The 20744-nt window shown below is 38.1% G+C and carries 21 protein-coding genes; 16 read left to right on the top strand and 5 right to left on the bottom strand.

Annotated features, from left to right (window positions below; genetic code table 11):
* Positions 1-25 precede the first annotated feature (25 nt).
* Complete coding sequence (locus tag RMO03_RS04955; RefSeq protein WP_309640982.1) at positions 26-616, top strand: nuclear transport factor 2 family protein; 591 nt, start codon at positions 26-28, stop codon at positions 614-616.
* A 49-nt stretch (positions 617-665) separates the two neighbouring features.
* Here the strand turns inward: RMO03_RS04955 and RMO03_RS04950 are convergent, their stop codons facing one another.
* Positions 666-992 (bottom strand): hypothetical protein, encoded by a 327-nt coding sequence (locus RMO03_RS04950; protein ID WP_309640981.1) that lies wholly within the window; start codon positions 990-992, stop codon positions 666-668.
* Positions 993-1215: 223 nt separating this feature from the next.
* On the opposite strand from RMO03_RS04950, the gene RMO03_RS04945 reads away from it, so the two are divergent.
* The 3 genes from RMO03_RS04945 to RMO03_RS04935 are packed head-to-tail and all read left to right on the top strand — an operon-like array spanning position 1216 to position 3343.
* Entirely contained in the window at positions 1216-1809 is a 594-nt protein-coding gene (locus RMO03_RS04945) for a TetR/AcrR family transcriptional regulator (protein ID WP_309640980.1), read from the top strand.
* A gap of 52 nt (positions 1810-1861) precedes the next feature.
* Positions 1862-2428: a DinB family protein gene (locus RMO03_RS04940; RefSeq protein WP_309640979.1), complete on the top strand. Its 567-nt coding sequence runs from the start codon at positions 1862-1864 to the stop codon at positions 2426-2428.
* A 27-nt stretch (positions 2429-2455) separates the two neighbouring features.
* Entirely contained in the window at positions 2456-3343 is an 888-nt protein-coding gene (locus RMO03_RS04935) for a hypothetical protein (protein ID WP_309640978.1), read from the top strand.
* 266 nt (positions 3344-3609) lie between these two features.
* On the opposite strand, the gene ytxJ is transcribed toward RMO03_RS04935, so the two are convergent.
* On the bottom strand, positions 3610-4005 hold the full coding sequence (gene ytxJ / locus RMO03_RS04930; protein WP_309640977.1) for a bacillithiol system redox-active protein YtxJ: 396 nt from the start codon (positions 4003-4005) through the stop codon (positions 3610-3612).
* A 135-nt stretch (positions 4006-4140) separates the two neighbouring features.
* On the opposite strand from ytxJ, the gene clpB reads away from it, so the two are divergent.
* From clpB to RMO03_RS04900, 6 genes are all read left to right on the top strand, one after another.
* Positions 4141-6744, top strand: coding sequence for an ATP-dependent chaperone ClpB (gene clpB, locus RMO03_RS04925; RefSeq protein WP_309640976.1), 2604 nt, complete (start codon positions 4141-4143; stop codon positions 6742-6744).
* Between the two features lie 176 nt (positions 6745-6920).
* Entirely contained in the window at positions 6921-7400 is a 480-nt protein-coding gene (locus RMO03_RS04920) for a hypothetical protein (RefSeq protein ID WP_309640975.1), read from the top strand.
* Positions 7401-7418: 18 nt separating this feature from the next.
* Entirely contained in the window at positions 7419-7880 is a 462-nt protein-coding gene (locus RMO03_RS04915; protein WP_309640974.1) for a LuxR C-terminal-related transcriptional regulator, read from the top strand.
* A 94-nt stretch (positions 7881-7974) separates the two neighbouring features.
* On the top strand, positions 7975-8307 hold the full coding sequence (locus RMO03_RS04910; RefSeq protein WP_309640973.1) for a DUF4199 domain-containing protein: 333 nt from the start codon (positions 7975-7977) through the stop codon (positions 8305-8307).
* 56 nt (positions 8308-8363) lie between these two features.
* Positions 8364-8507, top strand: a complete 144-nt coding sequence (locus tag RMO03_RS04905) for a hypothetical protein (RefSeq protein ID WP_309640972.1) — start codon at positions 8364-8366, stop codon at positions 8505-8507.
* 84 nt (positions 8508-8591) lie between these two features.
* Positions 8592-9008, top strand: coding sequence for a VOC family protein (locus RMO03_RS04900; RefSeq protein WP_309640971.1), 417 nt, complete (start codon positions 8592-8594; stop codon positions 9006-9008).
* Positions 9009-9083: 75 nt separating this feature from the next.
* Here the strand turns inward: RMO03_RS04900 and RMO03_RS04895 are convergent, their stop codons facing one another.
* From RMO03_RS04895 to RMO03_RS04885, 3 genes are all read right to left on the bottom strand, one after another.
* Positions 9084-11327 (bottom strand): M1 family metallopeptidase, encoded by a 2244-nt coding sequence (locus RMO03_RS04895; RefSeq protein WP_309640970.1) that lies wholly within the window; start codon positions 11325-11327, stop codon positions 9084-9086.
* Between the two features lie 150 nt (positions 11328-11477).
* The gene (locus tag RMO03_RS04890; protein ID WP_309640969.1) at positions 11478-12836 is read right to left on the bottom strand and encodes a PKD domain-containing protein; all 1359 of its coding nucleotides are present in this window, start codon (positions 12834-12836) and stop codon (positions 11478-11480) included.
* The gene (locus RMO03_RS04885; protein ID WP_309640968.1) at positions 12833-13333 is read right to left on the bottom strand and encodes a hypothetical protein; all 501 of its coding nucleotides are present in this window, start codon (positions 13331-13333) and stop codon (positions 12833-12835) included. The genes RMO03_RS04890 and RMO03_RS04885 overlap by 4 nt, the downstream gene beginning before the upstream one ends.
* 212 nt (positions 13334-13545) lie before the next feature.
* Here RMO03_RS04885 and RMO03_RS04880 point away from each other — a divergent pair, with 212 nt between their 5' ends.
* From RMO03_RS04880 to RMO03_RS04855, 6 genes are all read left to right on the top strand, one after another.
* Positions 13546-15099, top strand: coding sequence for a bifunctional response regulator/alkaline phosphatase family protein (locus RMO03_RS04880; RefSeq protein WP_309640967.1), 1554 nt, complete (start codon positions 13546-13548; stop codon positions 15097-15099).
* A 288-nt stretch (positions 15100-15387) separates the two neighbouring features.
* Positions 15388-15795 carry a tRNA (adenosine(37)-N6)-threonylcarbamoyltransferase complex ATPase subunit type 1 TsaE gene (gene tsaE / locus RMO03_RS04875; protein WP_309640966.1) on the top strand — a complete coding sequence of 136 codons (408 nt, stop codon included), beginning with the start codon at positions 15388-15390 and terminating at the stop codon, positions 15793-15795.
* An 81-nt stretch (positions 15796-15876) separates the two neighbouring features.
* A complete protein-coding gene (locus RMO03_RS04870) occupies positions 15877-17070 on the top strand; it encodes an alanine dehydrogenase (protein WP_309640965.1) in 1194 nt (397 codons plus the stop codon).
* A 71-nt stretch (positions 17071-17141) separates the two neighbouring features.
* A complete protein-coding gene (locus tag RMO03_RS04865) occupies positions 17142-17516 on the top strand; it encodes a DUF4258 domain-containing protein (protein ID WP_309640964.1) in 375 nt (124 codons plus the stop codon).
* A 221-nt stretch (positions 17517-17737) separates the two neighbouring features.
* Positions 17738-20449, top strand: coding sequence for a gliding motility-associated C-terminal domain-containing protein (locus RMO03_RS04860; RefSeq protein WP_309640963.1), 2712 nt, complete (start codon positions 17738-17740; stop codon positions 20447-20449).
* A gap of 105 nt (positions 20450-20554) precedes the next feature.
* Positions 20555-20744 (top strand): type IX secretion system membrane protein PorP/SprF (locus RMO03_RS04855; protein ID WP_309641026.1); only part of this gene is annotated, 190 nt, incomplete at its 3' end.

The raw sequence follows: 20744 nt of genomic DNA, 5'->3' as shown, positions 1-20744 counted from the left end.
CAAAAACGTTTCAATATTAATTACGATGGTGCATAATCAACCTTATGTTTTGAGCAAGAATTTAGGACATGTAACGAATCAACACACAACCCTACTAACATTACATCAATCATCAAAAATCAAAATCATGGCTTTCAAAACAATCATTCCGATCGGGCTTATACTGACTCTAATAGGCTGCTCACCCACGCAACACAACAATTATCAACTTACCAAAAATTACAAACCCGACAATCCCGAACTATACCAAGAAATCGTTCATGCAGATTCCATGTTCTTTGGCGCTTACAATACTTGTGAAAAAAACCTCGACACTTACGCCGCCTATTTTTCAGACAACATCGAATTCTACCACGACAAAGGTGGACTCATGACTTCTAAACCCGATATCATTGCTGCCACCAAAAAAAATGTTTGCGGAAAAGTCACACGCGAATTGGTTGAAGGCAGTATCGAAGTATATCCCATCAAAGACTTTGGTGCGATTGAAATTGGCTTGCACAAATTTCACAACAGTGCTGAACCCAACGCCATTTCAAAAACGGGTCGTTTTATGGTCATTTGGAAATCTGAAAATAAGACGTGGAAAATTGTTAGAGTTGTGAGTTTGCACTAAAGGTTTTAAAGCAAAAATCCCCAATACGGGGATTCTTTATTTTTTAATATTACTCTGCAGAAATCTTAGTCTCAATGGTTGCCGCAGGTTTAATTACTGTTTTTTTGACTACGTGACGGCTACCATTTCTGCGGTACGCAACCCGCTTTTTAACAATTACTTTCTTCTTGGTCACCACCGCATTTTGACCGGGAACCTTTTTAATGGTTGTCTCTGTTCTGACCGGCTCCGTAATGATGACTCTTTCCTGATTAGGTACCGTTTTAATTTCTGTATGAGTCTGGACCGGAGCAGTAACAACGGTTGTAGTTTTGGTGACTTGTCCCGAAACTGAAGCGAAACCAAAGATAGCTAGGGCAAAAAGGATCTTTTTCATGATAGTTCAAATTTGATTAGTAAAATGTATGATGCAAATGTATTGCTATGACTAACCTAGGCTGTTATAGAATTGCAGTTTTAGTTTTCAGAATTAAAGTAAAAACGGAAATTGTTTGCATTAAATTTTAACATCATTCAATCCATCCAATTATCGAAAAATAATTATAAAAAACAATATACCAATTGGTATATTATTTATATTTGTATGCAAATACAACGAAATGGCTTCAAAAGCAGAACGTACCAAACAATTCATTATCGAAAAAACAGCGCCGATATTCAATGCTAAAGGATATTGCGGCACATCGATTAATGACTTGATGGTCGCAACCGGCTTAACCAAAGGAAGCATTTATGGTAACTTTGAAAGCAAAGACGATGTAGCACTAGAAGCTTTCGATTATAATTTTCAAAAAGTAATCCTTTACATCAAAAGTCAGATGGATCAGCGACCAGCTATTGTTGACAAACTTTTGGTTTATCCCGAAACCTATCGCAATTATAGCCAATTGTCATTTCTAAGTTTGGGTTGTCCGATTACCAATACGGCAACTGAAGCCGATGACACACATCCTAAATTAAAAACCAAAGCAAACAATGCGATGTTGTTTTGGAGAAACTCACTAGAGAAACAGCTCAAAATCGGTATTGAAACAGGCGAAATCAAACCCGATGTCAATGTCGATGAATTTATCGGTGTGCTTATAGCACTCATCCAAGGCAGTTTATTGCAATGCAAACTCACCGGAAAAACCAACACCCTCAACACCACTATGGAATATCTCGAACGCATCATTCTCAACCTTAAAAAGTAAAAAATTTTAAACAATAATATACCAATCGGTATATTTTAAACATCAATGAATTATGAATAAAACAACACTCATCCCACAAATTACAGCCGCACACCAATCGCTTTGGGAAACAGCTCGCAAAATTCCAAACGAATTAACCAACAACAATCAAGACGGCAAATGGTCCGTCAATGAAAACCTCGATCACATCAACAAATCACTGCTGCAACAAACCAAATTCTTCTCCGTGCCCAAAACGAGCATAGGCTTAAAATATGGTTTAGCCAACAGAGCATCGGTTTCATACGAATCCCTAAAAGTTGAATACAAAACCGTCATTGCGAGCCTGAAAGGCGAAGCAAACTCTAAAAACCTATCGAAATTCACCCCCGAACCCAACGCCATTTTCAACTCAGATGAACTAATCCTCGATGGCCAAGAAACCCTACAAAAAATGATAGAAGCCATTCAAAATTGGTCTGATCAACAACTCGATCTTTACTTCTGTCCACATCCTGCTTTGGGCAACATTACAGTTAGAGAACTGCTCTATTTTATCATCATTCACACGCAGCACCACGAAGAAAGCATCCAAAGAAAATTCACCAACACCAACCCTCAATTACAAGAAAAACATTAGCAATTTTAAATATTAAAAACCAATCACATGAAAAAATCACTTCTAATCAGTTTTGCATTCAGCGCATTAACAGCCACAAACGCCAATGCTCAAGACACTAAAAAAGCCAACAATTTCCACCACATCGAAAGCGTGGTTTCTGATGGCAAATTCCTTTACGTAGCCGATATCGGCACCGAACTCAAACCAAGCGCCAAAGACGGCGATGGTCAAATTGCCAAACTCGACCGCAAAGGAAAAATCCTAGACGCTTCGTTTGTAAAAGAGCCACTCAACGCACCAAAAGGCTTGGCGGTCTTCAAAGACATCTTATTCATCAACGACATCAATCGCATTGTAGCGATCAATCTCGAAACTGGAACCAAAATCTACGAAATCAATTTCGGCCAAGAAACCACTTTCCTCAACGACATAGCCATCTGGGACAAAAACACCTTATACGTTTCCGCCACCGATACGAGCAAACTTTACAAAGTCGATCTAACCAACAAATCGTTCACAGAAGTAAAACTAAACACCACCATTTCGGGCATCAACGGATTGTACTGCGCGCCCAAATCCAACAAACTCTACGTCAACGGATTCGGCAGCAACAACCAACCCAACGGCGTCTTCGGATGCATCAATCTCAAAGACAACACCTTCACACAAATCACAGCCATAACCGGTTATTACGACGGTATTTGTATCAAAAACGATGTGCTGTATCTGAGCAATTGGATGGCATTCGAGAAAAAAGGATTCATCCTTTCGGTCGATTTAACCTCCACAAAAGTAGCCCGCGTCAACCTTCCCAATCTCATCGCCGGCCCGGCAGATTTCATCATCGATAACAACCAACTCATCATCCCATCAATGCTGAGTGGCGAATTACTATTCTTCCCAATCGACACTGATTTAAAGCAACGTTTATAAAACAAAATCGGGACAAAGTGCAGCACCTTGTCCCGATTTATTTTTTATATTTTTTGGGCGTTCCCTAAAGGTCGGGCTATCCGCACTCGCTTTTTTGCGCTGAACGCCAGCGCAAAAAGAGCTCAAACAATGCTCCTATCCCTAACGCAAACTCCATCTGTCATTGCGAGTGCAAAGCACGAAGCAACCTCAACCTAACATAATCACCAATCAAAACCACCGTCATTGCGAGCTCGCAGAGCGAAGCAACCTCTAACAAAAAAAAATTACAAACTTAACTTCATTCGCAAATCCGCCACATCAATGTCGCCATGCGAAACATCATACACCACTTTTCCATCTTCAATCAACAACAACTGCGGCGATTGATGTTGCACTCCAAAACGCGCAGCAACTTCATTTGAAACAGCGCGATACGACAACAAATCCAGATAATAAGATGTCACTCGATCATTCAAATCAAACTGACTTTCAAATTGCTTCATCGCCATTCTGCTAATACCACAAGTAGTACTGTGTTTGAATATCAAAACCGGTTGCGTTGCGGAAAGCGTAATAATTTCATTCAATTGTCCCAAATCAACCAACGAAATCCAATTCACATTTGAAGTGGATTTATTATCATTTTCAGAATAGCCAAATAAAGAAGAAAATATACTCATTTTGTCGTGTTTTAAGTCAAATTGTCGTTTGTAAACCCTTGAAAACAGACACTTTGTCCTAATTTTAGCATTGGAATAACTATTGACGAATCGCCGGCAAAGTTAATTATTAAACACAACTATTACCCCAAAAATATGAACATATCTAAATTTACAATCAAATCCCAAGAAGCGATTCAACAATCGCAACAGTTGGCGCAAAGTTTAGGGCACCAACAAATAGAAAACGAACATCTTTTCAAAGCCATTTTTGAAGTCGATGAAAACGTTGCTCCTTTCCTATTGAAAAAACTCAATGTCAATGTACCGTTGTTTTTGCAAATCTTAGACAGCACCTTACAAAGCTTTCCAAAAGTTTCGGGCGGCGATGTAATGCTTTCCAGAACAGCCAACACGACTTTAAACGAAGCCGAAATCATCGCCAAAAAAATGAATGATGAATTCGTTTCCATTGAACATTTAATCCTAGCCATATTCGCTTCCAAAAGTAAAGTTGCCCAAATCTTAAAAGACCAAGGCGTCACCGAAAAAGGGTTGCAAACTGCGATTGACGAATTGCGAAAAGGCGAACGTGTGACTTCAGCTTCTGCCGAAGAAACTTACAACGCATTAAATAAATACGCCAGAAACCTCAACGAATTGGCCAAAAACGGCAAACTAGATCCGGTTATTGGTCGTGATGAAGAAATCCGTCGTGTATTGCAAATCCTGACCCGACGTACCAAAAACAATCCGATGTTGGTCGGCGAACCCGGTGTTGGTAAAACCGCCATTGCCGAAGGTTTAGCACACAGAATAGTTGATGGCGATGTGCCCGATAACCTCAAAGACAAAATCGTATTCTCACTCGATATGGGTGCCTTAATCGCCGGAGCCAAATACAAAGGAGAATTTGAAGAACGACTCAAATCTGTAGTCAAAGAAGTCACAGCTGCAGAAGGTGATATCGTCTTATTCATTGACGAAATCCACACACTCGTTGGTGCGGGCGGTGGCGAAGGCGCGATGGATGCCGCGAATATTTTAAAACCTGCTTTAGCGCGTGGTGAACTCAGAGCCATTGGTGCCACAACTTTAGACGAATACCAAAAATACTTCGAAAAAGACAAAGCTTTAGAGCGTCGATTTCAAAAGATTATGGTCGATGAACCCGATACTGAAAGTGCCATTTCGATTTTACGTGGTATCAAAGAAAAATACGAAACGCACCACAAAGTGCAGATCAAAGACGATGCGATTATTGCCGCAGTCGAATTATCGCAACGCTACATCACCAACCGTTTTCTACCAGACAAAGCGATTGACTTGATGGATGAAGCGGCTTCAAAACTGCGCATGGAAATCAATTCTAAACCCGAAGAACTCGACGCTTTCGATAGAAAAATCATGCAGTTAGAAATTGAAATTGAAGCCATCAAACGCGAAAAAGACGAAAGCAAACTCAAAGGTCTAGGCATGGAACTAGCGAACTTAAAAGAAAGCCGCAACGAAATCTTCGCCAAATGGAAATCGGAAAAAGATGTAGTCGATAATATCCAAGCCGTCAAAACCGAAATCGAAGATTTTAAATACGAAGCCGAACGTGCCGAACGCGAAGGCGATTATGGAAAAGTGGCCGAAATCAGATACGGTAAAATCAAAGAAGCGCAAGAGCGACTTGATGTTTTACAAAAACAATTGTTAGAAAATCAATCGGGAACTTCGTTGATAAAAGAAGAAGTCACCCGAGAAGATATCGCAGAAGTCGTAGCCAAATGGACAGGCATTCCGGTGACAAAAATGCTGCAAGGCGAAAGAGAAAAACTATTGCGACTCGAAGGCGAATTGCACAAACGTGTAGTCGGTCAAGAAGAAGCTATTGTGGCCGTAAGCGATGCTGTTCGCAGAAGTCGCGCGGGTTTGCAAGACATGAAAAAACCGGTAGGAACGTTTCTTTTCTTAGGAACTACCGGTGTCGGAAAAACCGAATTGGCCAAAGCTTTAGCCGAATATTTGTTTGATGATGAAAATGCGATGACCCGAATTGACATGAGCGAATACCAAGAACGCCACAGTGTGAGTCGATTGGTTGGTGCGCCTCCGGGCTATGTAGGCTATGACGAAGGTGGACAATTGACCGAAGCCGTTAGAAGAAAACCATATTCCGTGATTTTGCTAGATGAGATCGAAAAAGCGCATCCCGATACTTTCAATATTTTGTTGCAAGTTTTAGACGAAGGACGATTGACCGACAACAAAGGAAGATTGGCCGATTTTAAAAACACGATTATCATCATGACTTCGAATATGGGAAGTCAAATCATACAAGAGAAATTCGAGAATTTAAAAGGCGGTATTGAAGCGGCAACCGAAGCAGCGAAAGTAGAAATCTTAGGCTTATTGAAACAAACGGTTCGACCAGAATTCATCAATCGTATCGATGAGATTGTGATGTTTACGCCTTTGACCCATGCTGATATTGTTCAAATCGTCGGATTGCAACTCAAAAGTGTCACTAAAATGCTCGCCCTACAAGGCATCACGATGGACGCCACTCCGGAAGCCATTGAGTATCTTTCAGAAAAAGGATACGATCCGCAATTTGGAGCTCGACCTGTGAAACGTGTGATTCAAAGAGAAGTGCTCAACGAATTGTCGAAAGAAATTCTCGCTGGTAAAATCGCGACTGACAGCATTGTATTGATTGATGCGTTTGATGGAAAATTGGTTTTTAGAAATCAGGCAGAATTGGTGGAGTAAATAGAATTTATATAACACGGATTTCACAGATTAGCACAGATTTAATCCGTGTTAATCCGTGAAATCCGTGTTGTTTTTTTCTGTTGCTTCATAAAACCTAACAATTCTAATTTATTGACAAAAAAAATAAATCGTAACCATTAATTCTTTATTTTTGAAATCTTTACTAAACAAACATGAAACAATTACTTATTTTATTACTCGGTTTTACGATTCATGTATCGGCGCAAGATACTGCTACAACTACAGTTCCTACACCTACTGAAAAAACGTATCGCTCAACGGAAGTTGATCTTAAACCTCAAATCAAAGAAGGCAATTATACGCTTTCGATGTTTATCAGTGATAATTTCAAATTTCCACCGGCGGTGAAAAATAAGAAAATTACCATCTTTGCGAGCTTCATTATCGAACCGGATGGCAGCATGACTGAGATTAAAGCGTTTCATATCACTGTGAAAGATTACATCAAAACCGATGTCGTGAAGATCGCTACACAAGACGAAAAAATTAATGAAGCGGATCAAATCGAAACCATGAAAGGCGAAGCGGTTCGTGTACTCAAATTATTCAAGAAAAACTGGGAACCGGCATTAAAAGGCGGAAAACCTGTACGTTGTTTGTATAATTATCCCATCAATTTTAATATTGAATAAATCGATGTCAACTTCATCATGTTAGTGACCATCAAAAAATACAAAGAGAGTATTGGCTACGGAATATCTTTAGCATTACTCTTTTTTTTATTGCGATGGCTCGAAATTCGATTACTGATTTTCAGTCACCAATACGAAATTTACGTGGGTGCCATTGCCATACTTTTTACCGCTTTAGGCATTTGGTTGGCCAATAAAATCACCAGTCCAAAAACCATTATCATTGAAAAAGAAGTACTTGTCAATGACATTCCATTTACTGTTAATGAAGAAGTTTTAAGTCAATTAAAAATCAGCAAACGAGAACTCGAAGTACTTTCATTGATGGCTTCAGGAAAAAGCAATCAGGAAATTGCAGCCCAGTTATACGTTTCGCTGAGTACTATTAAAACGCACGCCGCCAATTTATTCGAAAAACTCGATGCTAAGCGAAGAACCCAAGCGATAGAAACAGCAAAAAAGCTTCAGATTTTACCGTAGTACTTTAGTTCGATTTTTATAAAATCATCCTTAAGTATGAGTGTTTATCAAGCGTGAATACTAATCTTTGCAGTATTAACTTAATTGATATCTTATGAAAAAAACTGTGATTACTTATGGGCTTATTGCCGGAGCCATTGTGACTTTGATGATGATTTATTCAACGTATTCCTGCTACAAAGACACCAATTTTAAAGCCAGTGAAATTTTTGGTTATGCCACAATGCTCATTGCTTTTACGTTTGTATTTATTGGGATTAAAAACTTTAGAGACAAACAAAATCAAGGTTATATTACTTTTGGCCAAGCATTCAAAATCGGATTATTGATTACTTTGATTGCTTCGACTTGTTATGTAGGCGTTTGGTTGATTGAATACTATTGCTTCTTTCCTGATTTTATGGAAAATTTGCAGCAACAGCATTAAAACAAGCACAAGAAAGTGGTTTAACCGGTGCAGAATTGGCGGCCAAAACTCAAGAAATGGCTATGTATAAAGAATGGTATAAAAATCCGCTATTGGTGATATTAATGACTTATGCAGAAATTTTTCCAATCGGATTGTTAATTGCATTAATCAGCGCATTAATCTTAAAGAAAAAGCAAGCAACTGAAGCAAGTATATAATAAAACACTATGAAAAGATTATTGATAATAGTTTCTATAATACTATTCGCAAGCTGTGCCTCGACAACAAAAAAAACAAATACTATGGAAGATAAAAAAAATCAAACAGACAACACACCAAAGGCGACGGGAATTGGCGGCATTTTCTTTTTTTCAGACAATCCGAAGGAAACCAGAGCATGGTATGCCAAAAATTTAGGGATTGAAATCAATGATTGGGGTTCGACATTTAGATCCCGAAATGTTGACAAGCCTGAAGAAATCAATGCGCTTCAATGGAGTCCTTTTAAAAAAGGTAGTGATTATTTCGCACCTTCAAAAAAGGAGTTTATGATTAATTACCGTGTTCAACATATCGAAGAACTCGTGAACAAACTCAAAGAAAATGGCGTAACCATTGTCGACAGTATTGCGACTTACGACTATGGGAAGTTTGTACATATCATGGATGCAGAAGGCAACAAGATTGAACTTTGGGAGCCCATTGATAATAAAAAGTAGCCTCTAGTCTATATAAAAAAATAGTCCCGAATTAATCAGTGTTAATTCGGGACTATCTATTTTTAAATGCTTCTTTTATTTATCTCTCGTGAATAAAATTTCACCCCCTTGAATCAAAGTCATTTCTGTTTTGGCTTCGTTGAATTGAATTTCAATGCCATAAGCCGCAAATTTGAAACGGTCTTTACCCGCAGGTTCTAAATATATTGGGCCTTGACCTGTAGCCACACCTTTCAACATATTATTTTCTTCCGAGAAAGTTATTTTAATTGGAATTACTTTGCTTGAAAAAGTTCCAAAATAAGGGTCGAGAATGACATCCGCTTCTAACTCACTTTTTCCTGTCGTCCAAGTATTGTTCGATACATTATAATCCGGTAATTTGTGGTTCGGATCGAGTGTAATACTTTCTATTTCTTCTGTCGTTCCTGACTTAATTTGCCATGTGTTGTTGCGCATCCAAACTTCAACCGGAAGTTTAATTTCTGATGTTTTTCCGCTTTTGGTTTTGATTTCTAAAACCACAGGCATTGCCATCTTTTCGAGATTGTCAAGCGTAATAATGGCCCCTTTTGAAGGATCGTTTTTAAGGTATTTCACTTTGCGAATCCCTTGATCTAAACGCCAATTGTTGATAAACCAACCTCGCCAAAACCAATTCAAATCTTCTCCACCAACATTTTCCATAGTTCTAAAGAAATCATCAGGTGTTGGATGTTTGAAAGCCCAACGCGCAATATAAGTTCTGAAAGCATAATCGAAACGTTCTGTTCCTAAGATTTGCTCACGCAACATCGTGAGTCCTGAACCTGGTTTGTAATAACACAACAATCCAATACTTTCTTCTTTCATCGCATCGGGTGTGCTCATAACAGTTTCTAAATTAGGATCTGTTAGAAAAACACTACTGTTATTCATATTGTCTACACGGCCTTTGTATTCACCATTATTAAAATCTTGAGAGCTTAAGGAATTAATAAACGTATTGAAACCTTCATCCATCCAAGCAAATATACGCTCGTTAGAACCAACAATCATTGGGAACCAACTGTGTCCGAACTCGTGATCGGTTACGCCCCATAAATCATTTCCTTTTGAAGTATACTCACAGAAAACAATACCGGGATATTCCATTCCGCCTTCATTACCAGCTACGTTCGTTGCTGCCGGATAAGGAAATTCAAACCAACGTTTTGAATAATTTTCAATCGATGTTTTGGTATATTCAGTAGCTCTGCTCCAAGCATCATTACCATTGCTTTCGATTGGATAAGTAGAAATCGCCAATGATTTTTTACCGCTTGGCAAATTGATTTTAGCAGCATCGACAATGAATGCCGCTGAAGAAGCCCATGACACATCGCGGGCATTTTTAATTTTAAACTTCCATGTCAAAGTGGCTTTTCCTGACGGACGTGAAGTCGGATTTGTCACTTCTTCCGCAGAACGAATGATAACCGTTTTATCGCTTTGTTTGGCGGTTGCCCAACGTTTTTGTTGTTCAGTAGTGTATACTTCCGCAGGATTTTGCAATTCACCCGAACACACTACAATATGACTTGATGGTGCCGTGATGGCTACATCGAAATCGCCATACTCTAAGTAAAACTCCGCACCAATATATGGATTGGTGTTCCAACCTTTTACGTCATCATACACGCACATTCTAGGATACCATTGTGCAATGGTAAAGATTTTTCCGTTTTTGGTATCTTGAACACCTGTTCTGTCAGAACCATATTTTGGTGAAATATAAGAAAAGGTAATTTTTACTTTAACACTAGTTCCATTGGATTTCAAATCTTGAGGCAATTGCACTTGCATTCTCGTATCGGAAATCACAAACTTCGCTTCTTTTTCAGATGGTTTTCCGTTAACTGTAGAAACTACAACAACCGATTTTATTTTAAAACCACCATCGAGAATTTCGCCTTTTGCTCCGCCCCTGCTACCTGAAAGGCCTATTATAGCATTACCTCGTGAATCTGATTTGAACGCATTTTGTTCTAAATTCATCCATAAAAAGGATAAAGCATCAGGGCTGTTGTTGGTGTACGTTAAAGTTTCCGTTCCCAATATTTCATTGGTAACTTCATTGAGCTGTGCTGTCAATTGATAATCGGCTCTGTTTTGCCAATACTTCGGGCCAGGTTGACCACTAGCTGAACGTGTATCTGTACCATTTTTAGTATAAAAATTAGGAGCAAAAGCATCGTGATAATCGTATTTTGAAACTACGGGTGCTTGTTGTGCATTCGTGGAAAATGTTTGGAAAAATAAAGTCAATAATAAGCTGACTTTAACAGCAGTGCTTTTCATACTAAAAGATTTAAATTTAATTACCATCAGTCTTTGAATATTCTTTTTGTTACAAAAAATTATAGAAACGGTAAATTTTAATAGATGGTAATATTTCAAAGTGTGTGAAATAGCAGTAATAGCTTATTTATAAAATATTTAGAATTAGGTTTATTCTTTAATGATTTTATATTTTTTAATGTCTCGATTATTCCAAACTGTTAAAATATAAACGCCCGAATTCAAAGCGGAGAAATCTTGCACTTCTATATTTTTCCCTGCGAAGATTTGTTGACCATTCATATTGGTCAATACATAATTCGCATCATCTAATTTAACAGTCATTTTGAAATGAGTCGTAAACGGATTGGGATAAACCACAGCATTATTTTCAATGTCACTTTGATGCACCGCCAAGGTTCCTACAACAATAGTAATATTATAAGTGTTGGTAAACGTAGCATTACTAGCGGTTAGCGTCACTTGGTATACACCGTCAGCAGCAAAAGTATGCGTTGGATATTCTTCGGAACTCGTGTTGTCTGTTACACTGCTTGGGTCACCAAAATCCCATGTATAGGTTGTAGCATTGGTACTTAAATTTTGAAAATATACCGTTTCACCAGCAGCAGGATTTAGAGGCGCATGCGTAAAAAAAGCAGTGGTTTGAAAGTCGTGTTGGTTGTCTAAATAAGTAACATCCGTAGTGACCCAATTGCCTGTTGCATTGCTTTGCGTCACCGTAAGTACAGGTTGTTTTTTAGAAGTATCAAACCATTTCAATTCTCGAGTCGTGCGAATCGTTCTAGGCAATCCGGCACCTAAAAGTGCAATAGTATCGTTTTGAACCAATGTCGTTTTCATTCGCAATACATTGGTAAACGAACCGTATGGCGTGGTCAGACTGCCCCAACCATCCACTTCGTTACTGCGTTGCAAAGTATTGTCCTGATAATATAAACTCGGAATATTGATGGTGTAAGCAGAATCGTCTGTATCGGTATCTCCATACTGAATAGGGAAATGATAAATAATATCCGAATCTGTATACTGATTGGTAACCGGAATCTGAGTGCCGTTATAATCCACTTTATAAGCACTTCCGGTTTGTCTCAAATCGGTCGTGGATTTTTTATAGTAATTGTTCGCATCAGTAACGCCAACCACTTGACCCGGAGTGTTTAAAGTCGAATTTTCGTTAGTCGTTGAAGACAAATTGGTATTGTTAGTATTGTATATAAACAACCATAAAAATCCAGTTACGGTTGGATTTCTGAATTGCAATTGTGTTTGAGATGTGCCCGTTAAAGCCGCAAAATCCCAATTGAAATTTGTGCCTGTACTTTCAAAATCTAATAGTAAATTGCTCGCGGAAGTATTATAAAAACTATCACCCACTACGGCATAATTAGTCGAATTATAAACCGCTTGGGCTTGCAGTTGAAAAGCAATCAAAGCCATTATAAAAATGTAAAGTTTTTTACTCATGTTTTTATATTTTTTTTGGTATTCGTGAATCTTCGATTTCATGATTCTTGGTTTAGTAAAGATTGTAAAAAATTCAAATATACTTTGCCTCTTTGTTCAGCAAGGTAATCTAAAATGAGCATTATTGTCGATTGAATCGTTAGTCCAATACCAATACCTTTTCCCAAAGTGAGTGGCTGGCAACAAAGCCAAAGCAACAAACCTAAAGTAATACAAACGATGGCTGCCTTACGATACACAGCAAAATTTTTCATTATTAATTCCATTCTTGGAATTTCCTTTTCTTTTATAATATTCATGTCTTTATGAATGAAATAATCGATGCTGACAATATCCATATCACTTCGCAAATATACCGTTGTTCCTGCCACCAATTGAATCAATCCAATCGCGATGAATGCATACGACATTCCGTTATAAAAAGGATGCCCTTTGATTAAAAAACAAATCGTAAGAACGACCGAAAACAAACCCAAAAAAATAGCATAAATACTGTCTTTCTTTTCCGCTTTAAAATAATGAAGCACTGAATCCGTCATAAAATACTAATTTGCTTTGCTTTAAACAATTTTCACAAAACAAATATAAGCAATACAAGTTAATCGAAGAAAACTTATCTCAAGTTAAAATCTTGCATTTAAAATAATTAATGTCGATTTCAAAAAAACAACTTTACAATAACTTTAAGAACTACTCGTTGTATAAATGTTAAATTGCCTCAGCTAAAAAACAATTCAAAACCTTAATAAAAATGGAGCAAATCAAAATACTTTGGGTCGATGATGAAATTGATTTACTCAAGCCTCATATCTTATTTTTAGAGAAAAAAGACTACCATGTCACCACTTGCAATAATGGTCGCGATGCCATTGATGTTTTTGAAGAAGGCGATTTCGATATTGTCTTTTTAGATGAAAACATGCCCGGCATGAGCGGCTTGGAAACACTGTCGGAAATCAAAGAAAAAAAATCTTCAACACCGGTAATTATGATTACCAAAAGTGAAGAAGAATACATCATGGAAGAAGCTATCGGTTCCAAAATTGCCGACTATTTGATCAAGCCGGTGAATCCGAATCAAATTCTACTGAGCATTAAAAAGAATCTCGATCATTCCCGATTGATATCCGAAAAAACGACTTTAGATTACCAAAAAGAATTCCGTAAAATCGCGATGGAAATGGCCATGGTCAATTCGTATGAAGAATGGATTGAATGTTATAAAAAGCTCATTTTTTGGGAACTCGAATTGGAGAATATTCAAGACCAAAGTATGGTAGAAATCCTCGAATCGCAAAAGGTCGAAGCCAATATGCAGTTCGGAAAATTCATCGAAAAAAACTACGAAGATTGGTTTAAACCCAAAGCTGATAAACCCATTCAATCGCATACTTTATTTCGAGAATTGGTGGTGCCGGAATTGACCAAAAAAGACAAATCAATTCTATTTGTGGTGATTGATAATTTGCGGTATGACCAATGGAAAGTGATTGAAAGCGTGGTCGCCAACCATTACAAATTAGAAAAAGAAGTACCCTATTATGCGATTCTTCCAACGGCAACACAATACGCGCGAAATGCTATTTTCTCAGGATTAACACCGTTGGAAATGGAAAAACAATTTCCACAATATTGGAAAAACGACGTTGAAGAAGGCGGGAAAAATCTGTATGAAGCGGAATTCTTAACGGCACATTTAAAACGTTTGGGCTTGAATATCAAACAAGAATATTTCAAAATCACGAATCTTGCGAATGGTAAAAAATTGGCGGAGAACTTCAAAGCCTTGAAAGAAAATGATTTGGTAACGGTCGTTTACAATTTTGTCGACATGTTATCGCACGCCAAAACCGAAATGGATGTCGTCAAAGAATTGGCTTCCGATGACAAAGCATATCGTTCGTTGACATTAAGTTGGTTTAAAAATTCACCTTTACTCGAAATCATTCAGCAAGCGCAAAAACTAGGATTCAAGCTTATTATTACCACGGATCACGGAACGATTAACGTAAAAAATCCTTCGAAAGTCATTGGCGATAAAAACACCAGTTTAAACCTTCGCTACAAAACCGGAAGAAGTTTAACCTATGAAGACCGTGATGTTTATGCGATTCGCGACCCGAAAAGCGTTGGTTTGCCGGCGATTAATATGAGCAGTTCTTATATTTTTGCGAAGAATGATTATTTTCTGGCTTACGTCAACAATTACAATCATTACGTGAGTTACTACCGCAATACGTATCAGCATGGCGGGATTTCTTTGGAGGAAATGATTGTTCCGTTTATGGTGTTTAATCCTAAATAATATTTAGTTGTAGGTTGTAGGTTAAAAGTTTTTAGGAGCTGATCCCGCTATCATTCCAATCTTGTCATTGCGAACGAAGTGAAGCAATCTGTTCGATGCTAACGGCGCAATGCCAAGGATTTTCCCTTCAATCGGGGCTAGGGCATCTCGTTACATCAGAACAAAACCTACAACTTACAACCTACAACATTTTTTATGTTGAAAACTACCTTAATAAGCTAAATATTTGTTAGTGAATACGAATCGCTTTTCAAGTAAATTTGAAATCGAAACCATTGCATTATCCAAATGAATATTACGTTTTCACTTGATGAGATTCATCAGGTTGCTCAAAAAATTCTCGAACAAAATCCAAGAAAAATTATTTTATTCTATGGCGAAATGGGCGCCGGTAAAACAACGCTAATCAAAGCTTTATCGAAAAAACTTGGAGTCGATAACGCCACAAGTAGCCCTACTTTTTCTTTGGTGAATGAATATGAAACTGACAACGATGATTTGATTTATCACTTCGATATGTACCGACTCAAAAACGAAAACGAAGCTTACGATATGGGCATGGATGAATACCTTTATTCAGGTCATTGGTGTTTTATCGAATGGCCCGAAAAAATTCCAACTTTGATTCCACACGAACACAGCGTCATTAAAATTAAAACGCTTCCGAACGACCAACGTGAACTCGAATTTCGATAATCAGGTTTCAATTTGTTTCATTTCTATGATTTAACATTGAACCTTTTTTTATAACTTAGACCGAAATTAGCATGTAGCATTATGGCGTTAACTCCATTTACCAAACAACAGTTGCTTCCGCAAGAAGAAAAGCTCGAGATTGCAAGACACAAAAGTGAACTCTTCATAGGCATCCCAAAAGAAACCAGTTATCAGGAACGTCGCATTTGTTTGACGCCCGATGCTGTCAATTCGTTAACTTCTCATGGTCATCGCGTGATGCTCGAATCTGGGGCAGGATTGAGTTCGAGTTATAGCGATAAAGAATATAGTGATGCCGGTGCTGAAATTACCGGCGATACTAAAAAAGTATTGAGTTGCCCAATGCTACTCAAAGTAGAACCGCTCACGAGAGAAGAAATCAAAATGGTCAATCCCGAAACCATTGTCATTTCAGCCATTCAATTGAAAACACGCAAAAAGGAATACTTCGATGTGTTGATGAAAAAGAAAATCACCGCTTTAGCTTTTGAATACATCAAAGACGAAGACGGTTCGTATCCTGCAGTAAAATCATTAAGCGAAATTGCAGGCACCGCTTCGATACTTGTCGCAGCTGAACTAATGATCAACAACCAATTCGGAAAAGGGTTATTGTTCGGCAATATTACAGGCGTTCCTCCTACTGATGTGGTGATTTTAGGCGCTGGAACCGTTGGAGAATTTGCTGCAAAAACCGCTTTAGGATTGGGTGCCAGTGTCAAAGTTTTCGACAATTCGATTACGAAATTAAGACGATTGCAGAATAATTTGAATCAACGTATTTTCACTTCTACGATTCAACCCAAAGCATTGCTCAAAGCTTTACGTCGTTGCGATGTTGCGATTGGTGCGATGCGCGGCAAAGAACGTTGCCCGGTGGTCGTTTCAGAATCTATGGTTGAACATATGAAAAAAGGCGCTGTGATTGTTGATGTCAGCATTGATACCGGCGGTTGTTTCGAAACTTCTGAAGTGACCACACACGAAAAACCAACGTTCATCAAACATGACATTGTGCATTATTGCGTTCCTAACATTCCTTCGCGTTATTCTAAAACCGCTTCGCTTTCGATTAGCAATATCATCACGCCTTACTTGCTTCAAATTGCTGAAGATGGCGGTATTGAAAGTGCCATTCGTTGCAACAAAGGATTGAAAAATGGGGTCTATTTATATCATGGAATCCTAACCAACAAAGCCATTGGCGATTGGTTTGATTTGCCTGACAGCGACATCAATTTAATTGTGTTTTAAGCAAACTTTCGTTTACCTTTGGGCACCCGAGGCCATGAGGCCGAACTGAACTTTTTAGTTAAAAATTTACAATGAGATTACGCCATCGTTTTGCTTATTATTTAATCGGATTTACATTCGGATTATTCTTCGTTACTGCTGTATTTATTGGAAAAGATACACGTTGCAATTATTTTCCAAATGCTCGAGTGTTGAATGATTTGAGAAACAAACCTTTCGAGTACTCAGACAAAGCCATTGCGATACTGAATCAAAAATGGATGGACAGCACCGACATCAAAAACACTTTGACTTATGGCGATGTTGATTTCGACAGAAGCAATATTGAAGTCGGAAAAGGAAAACGCTACATCATTGAAGGAAAAACCACAAAAGACCAACCGATAACGCTTGAAGTCATCAATTATACTGACAAAGCAGTTTTGACGAATATTACGAAGCCTTAAACTGAATTTTTCAGCTTTACAAAAAATCAAAGTGATCTCATTCCGAATTTCTTAATTTTCACTTGCGTTTTTTAGCGACGCATACAATATGATATTGATATGAAGTTTATTTTTAAATTTCATATTTATGTACTGCAACATTGTAAAGAAAAATTATTGTCTATATATTTGAGGATTGTGTTTTGTCTTTTCACATTTCAATTATACTATATAATAGTTTTATGAGTAAACAGTATTCTTTATGGACTTGCCTTTTGATATTGAGTTGTTTATCGATTAATGCTCAAAACCTGCTCAACAATGGCGATTTCGAAAGCGGTAGTAATGGTGTTGGTTTTAGTATTAATAGCTGTTGTTACAATGAAATTATGGAACCTTTCTCAGGTTCCACTTTTACAGGCAACTATGCCGTAACTGCCAATCCGCAAGCGATGAATACCAATTTCTTTGCCGGTGGTGATCATACGACGGGAACCGGAAAAATGTTAATCGTCGATGGAACTACAACCGCCGGCGGGCAACGTTTTTGGCGTGCCGGTAATAATGGTGGTGGCATTTGTGGTCTTACTATAGGAACAACTTATACGTTTAGTTTTTGGATTAAATCGGTTTCGACACAAAACAGAGCCAATATCGACCATCAATTTGTAGGTGCCAGCAATGTCATATTGTTTTCAGGAAGCACCTTAGCACCCTTACCTGCTGAAGGTTGGCAACAAGTTGTTTATACTTTTACACCCACGAACAATTGCGTCAATTTTGAATTATGGGATACTACAACAACTGATATCGGAAATGATTTTGCTGTAGATGACTTTTCATTAACCGGACCACCACAACCATTTACTTTGAGCTATTCGATTGTCAATCCTTCTTGTAGCAATACTTCCGATGGCAGTATTGTTGGCTATGGTGCCGGCGGGAATTCACCCTATGTATTTACTTTAACCGGACCAACCAATACCGTTATTAATGGCACCGGTATTTTTACAGGATTACCGGCAGGAAATTATTCATTGAATATTTTAGAAGGTGCCGACGGCGAAATTACCATTAACAATATTATTTTGACTGGTCCGCAAAGCTTGACCGTGAGCAATCCAACTACGATTTGCAATGGAGCACAAACCACTTTATCCTTTAGCGGTAGTTCATCAGGCTATACATGGACAGCATCGCCTGCGGATAATACATTAACTACACCCAATAGTACAAATCCTGTTGTACATCCAAATCAAACAACTACTTATACTGTAACTTCTAACGTTTCCGACAATACTAATTTAGTTTTCAACGGCGATTTTTCACAAGGAAATATAGGTTTTACAACGAACTACGTATACTACAACCCAAGCAATCCGAGTGGTTTGCAGCGGGCTTATGGCATTACTGACAATTCGAATACATGGTCAAACTTTTTTTCAAATTGTACCGATCATACTTCAGGAACAGGAAAAATGTTGGTGGCTGACGGATCGAATGTTAATTCAGGCAATGACAAACTTTGGTGCCAAACCATTCCTGTAACGCCAAATCAGAATTATACTTTTAAGTATTGGATTCAAACTGTAGCATTACCAATTCCTGCCAATATTGCGGTCGTTATTAATGGCGTGTCGATCGGAATTCAAACTGCTTCAGCAACGACTTGCCTTTGGGAAGAACGTTCTTATACTTGGTTTTCAGGCGCCAATACAACTGCTCAAATTTGCATCTACGACCGAACAACTGATGCCACCGGAAATGATTTTGCAATTGATGATCTTTCTTTTGTAGGACCGCCTTCGGTTTGCAATCTTTCGCAATCGGTAACCATCACTGTCAACAATGCTGTTGCACCAACCTTTACTATTACCAATCCGATTTGTGAAGGAACCACTGTGAGTCCATTACCTACAACTTCTTCCAATAATATTGTCGGACTTTGGACACCGGCTTTCAACAATACTGCAACGACAATTTATACTTTCAACCCGACTCCAGGCCAATGCGCATCTGCAGTAACTTTAGAGCTTGTTGTGACTCCTATTATAACGCCGACATTTGGTTCTGTTGGACCTTTTTGTTCAGGCGAAATCATCAGCGATCCTTTACCAACAATTTCTTCTGAAGGAATTTCCGGAAACTGGACACCAATATTCAACAACATGGCAACTACAACTTATACTTTTACACCAGATTCCGGACAATGCGCTACAACCACTACTCTGGAAGTAGTTATAGTTACTGCTAACCTCATCCCTGATTTCAATTTAGGGCCCAATATCACAAGCTGTTATAATCCTCTCATCGAAGTCCCTGAAATTGTATTGCCGACTACCTCAAATAATGGCATTGATGGATTATGGGCACCCCCCACTTTGAGTTATTCGTTGATAGGTACTACCGTTTATACTTTTACGCCCAATCCAGTCAATACTTGCGTAACCAATTTTGTGTTGAAAGTCAATATTATAGAAGTTCCGGAATTTACCATCAACGCTGGTTGCGACGGAACTGATTTTGTTTTGAGCACCGATTTTTCACAAACTGAAAGCACTACATTTACTTGGTATAATGACCAAAATGTAGCTATTGCAACCACGCCATCGGTAATTATTACAACAGCAGGAGATTATAAATTGGTGGTTCTAGACAATGGATGTAGTCGAGAACAGCCAATCAATATTCCTACTATTTATTGTAAAATCCCAAAAGGAATTTCTCCTAATACAGATCATTTGAATGATTTTTTCGATTTGAGTAATTTAAATGTAAAACAGTTACAAATTTTCAATAGATACGGAACTGAAGTGTATTCTAAATCAAATTATAAAAAAGAATGGAACGGAACTACCAATAGCGGCAAAGAACTGCCTGACGGAACTTATTATTATGTAATTAATTTTGAAACCGGCAAAGCGAAAACTGGCTGGGTATACATCAACAAATAACCAATACATTTAGTGACCAATTTTAAAACACAACCCATGAAATCGAAGATTCACGACCCGAGCGCCAGCGAATTGGCGATGCAATACCAAAAAAAATATAAAAACATGAGTAAAAAAGCCTACTTGATTTTATTACTTGCCTCGCTCTTTAGCATCGATGCCAACGCCCAACAAGACCCTCATTACACGCAGTATATGTATAACATGAACGTCATCAATCCTGCATATGCAGGTTCGAAAGAGAATCTGTCTTTCGGATTGTTATACAGAAAACAATGGGTTGATATTGAAGATG

The sequence above is a fragment of the Flavobacterium sp. genome (genome assembly GCF_031411595.1).
In the GTDB taxonomy this organism is placed as follows: Bacteria; Bacteroidota; Bacteroidia; order Flavobacteriales; family Flavobacteriaceae; genus Flavobacterium.
Note: the sequence above shows the minus strand (reverse complement) of the source record. Positions and strands in the feature narration are given on the sequence as shown.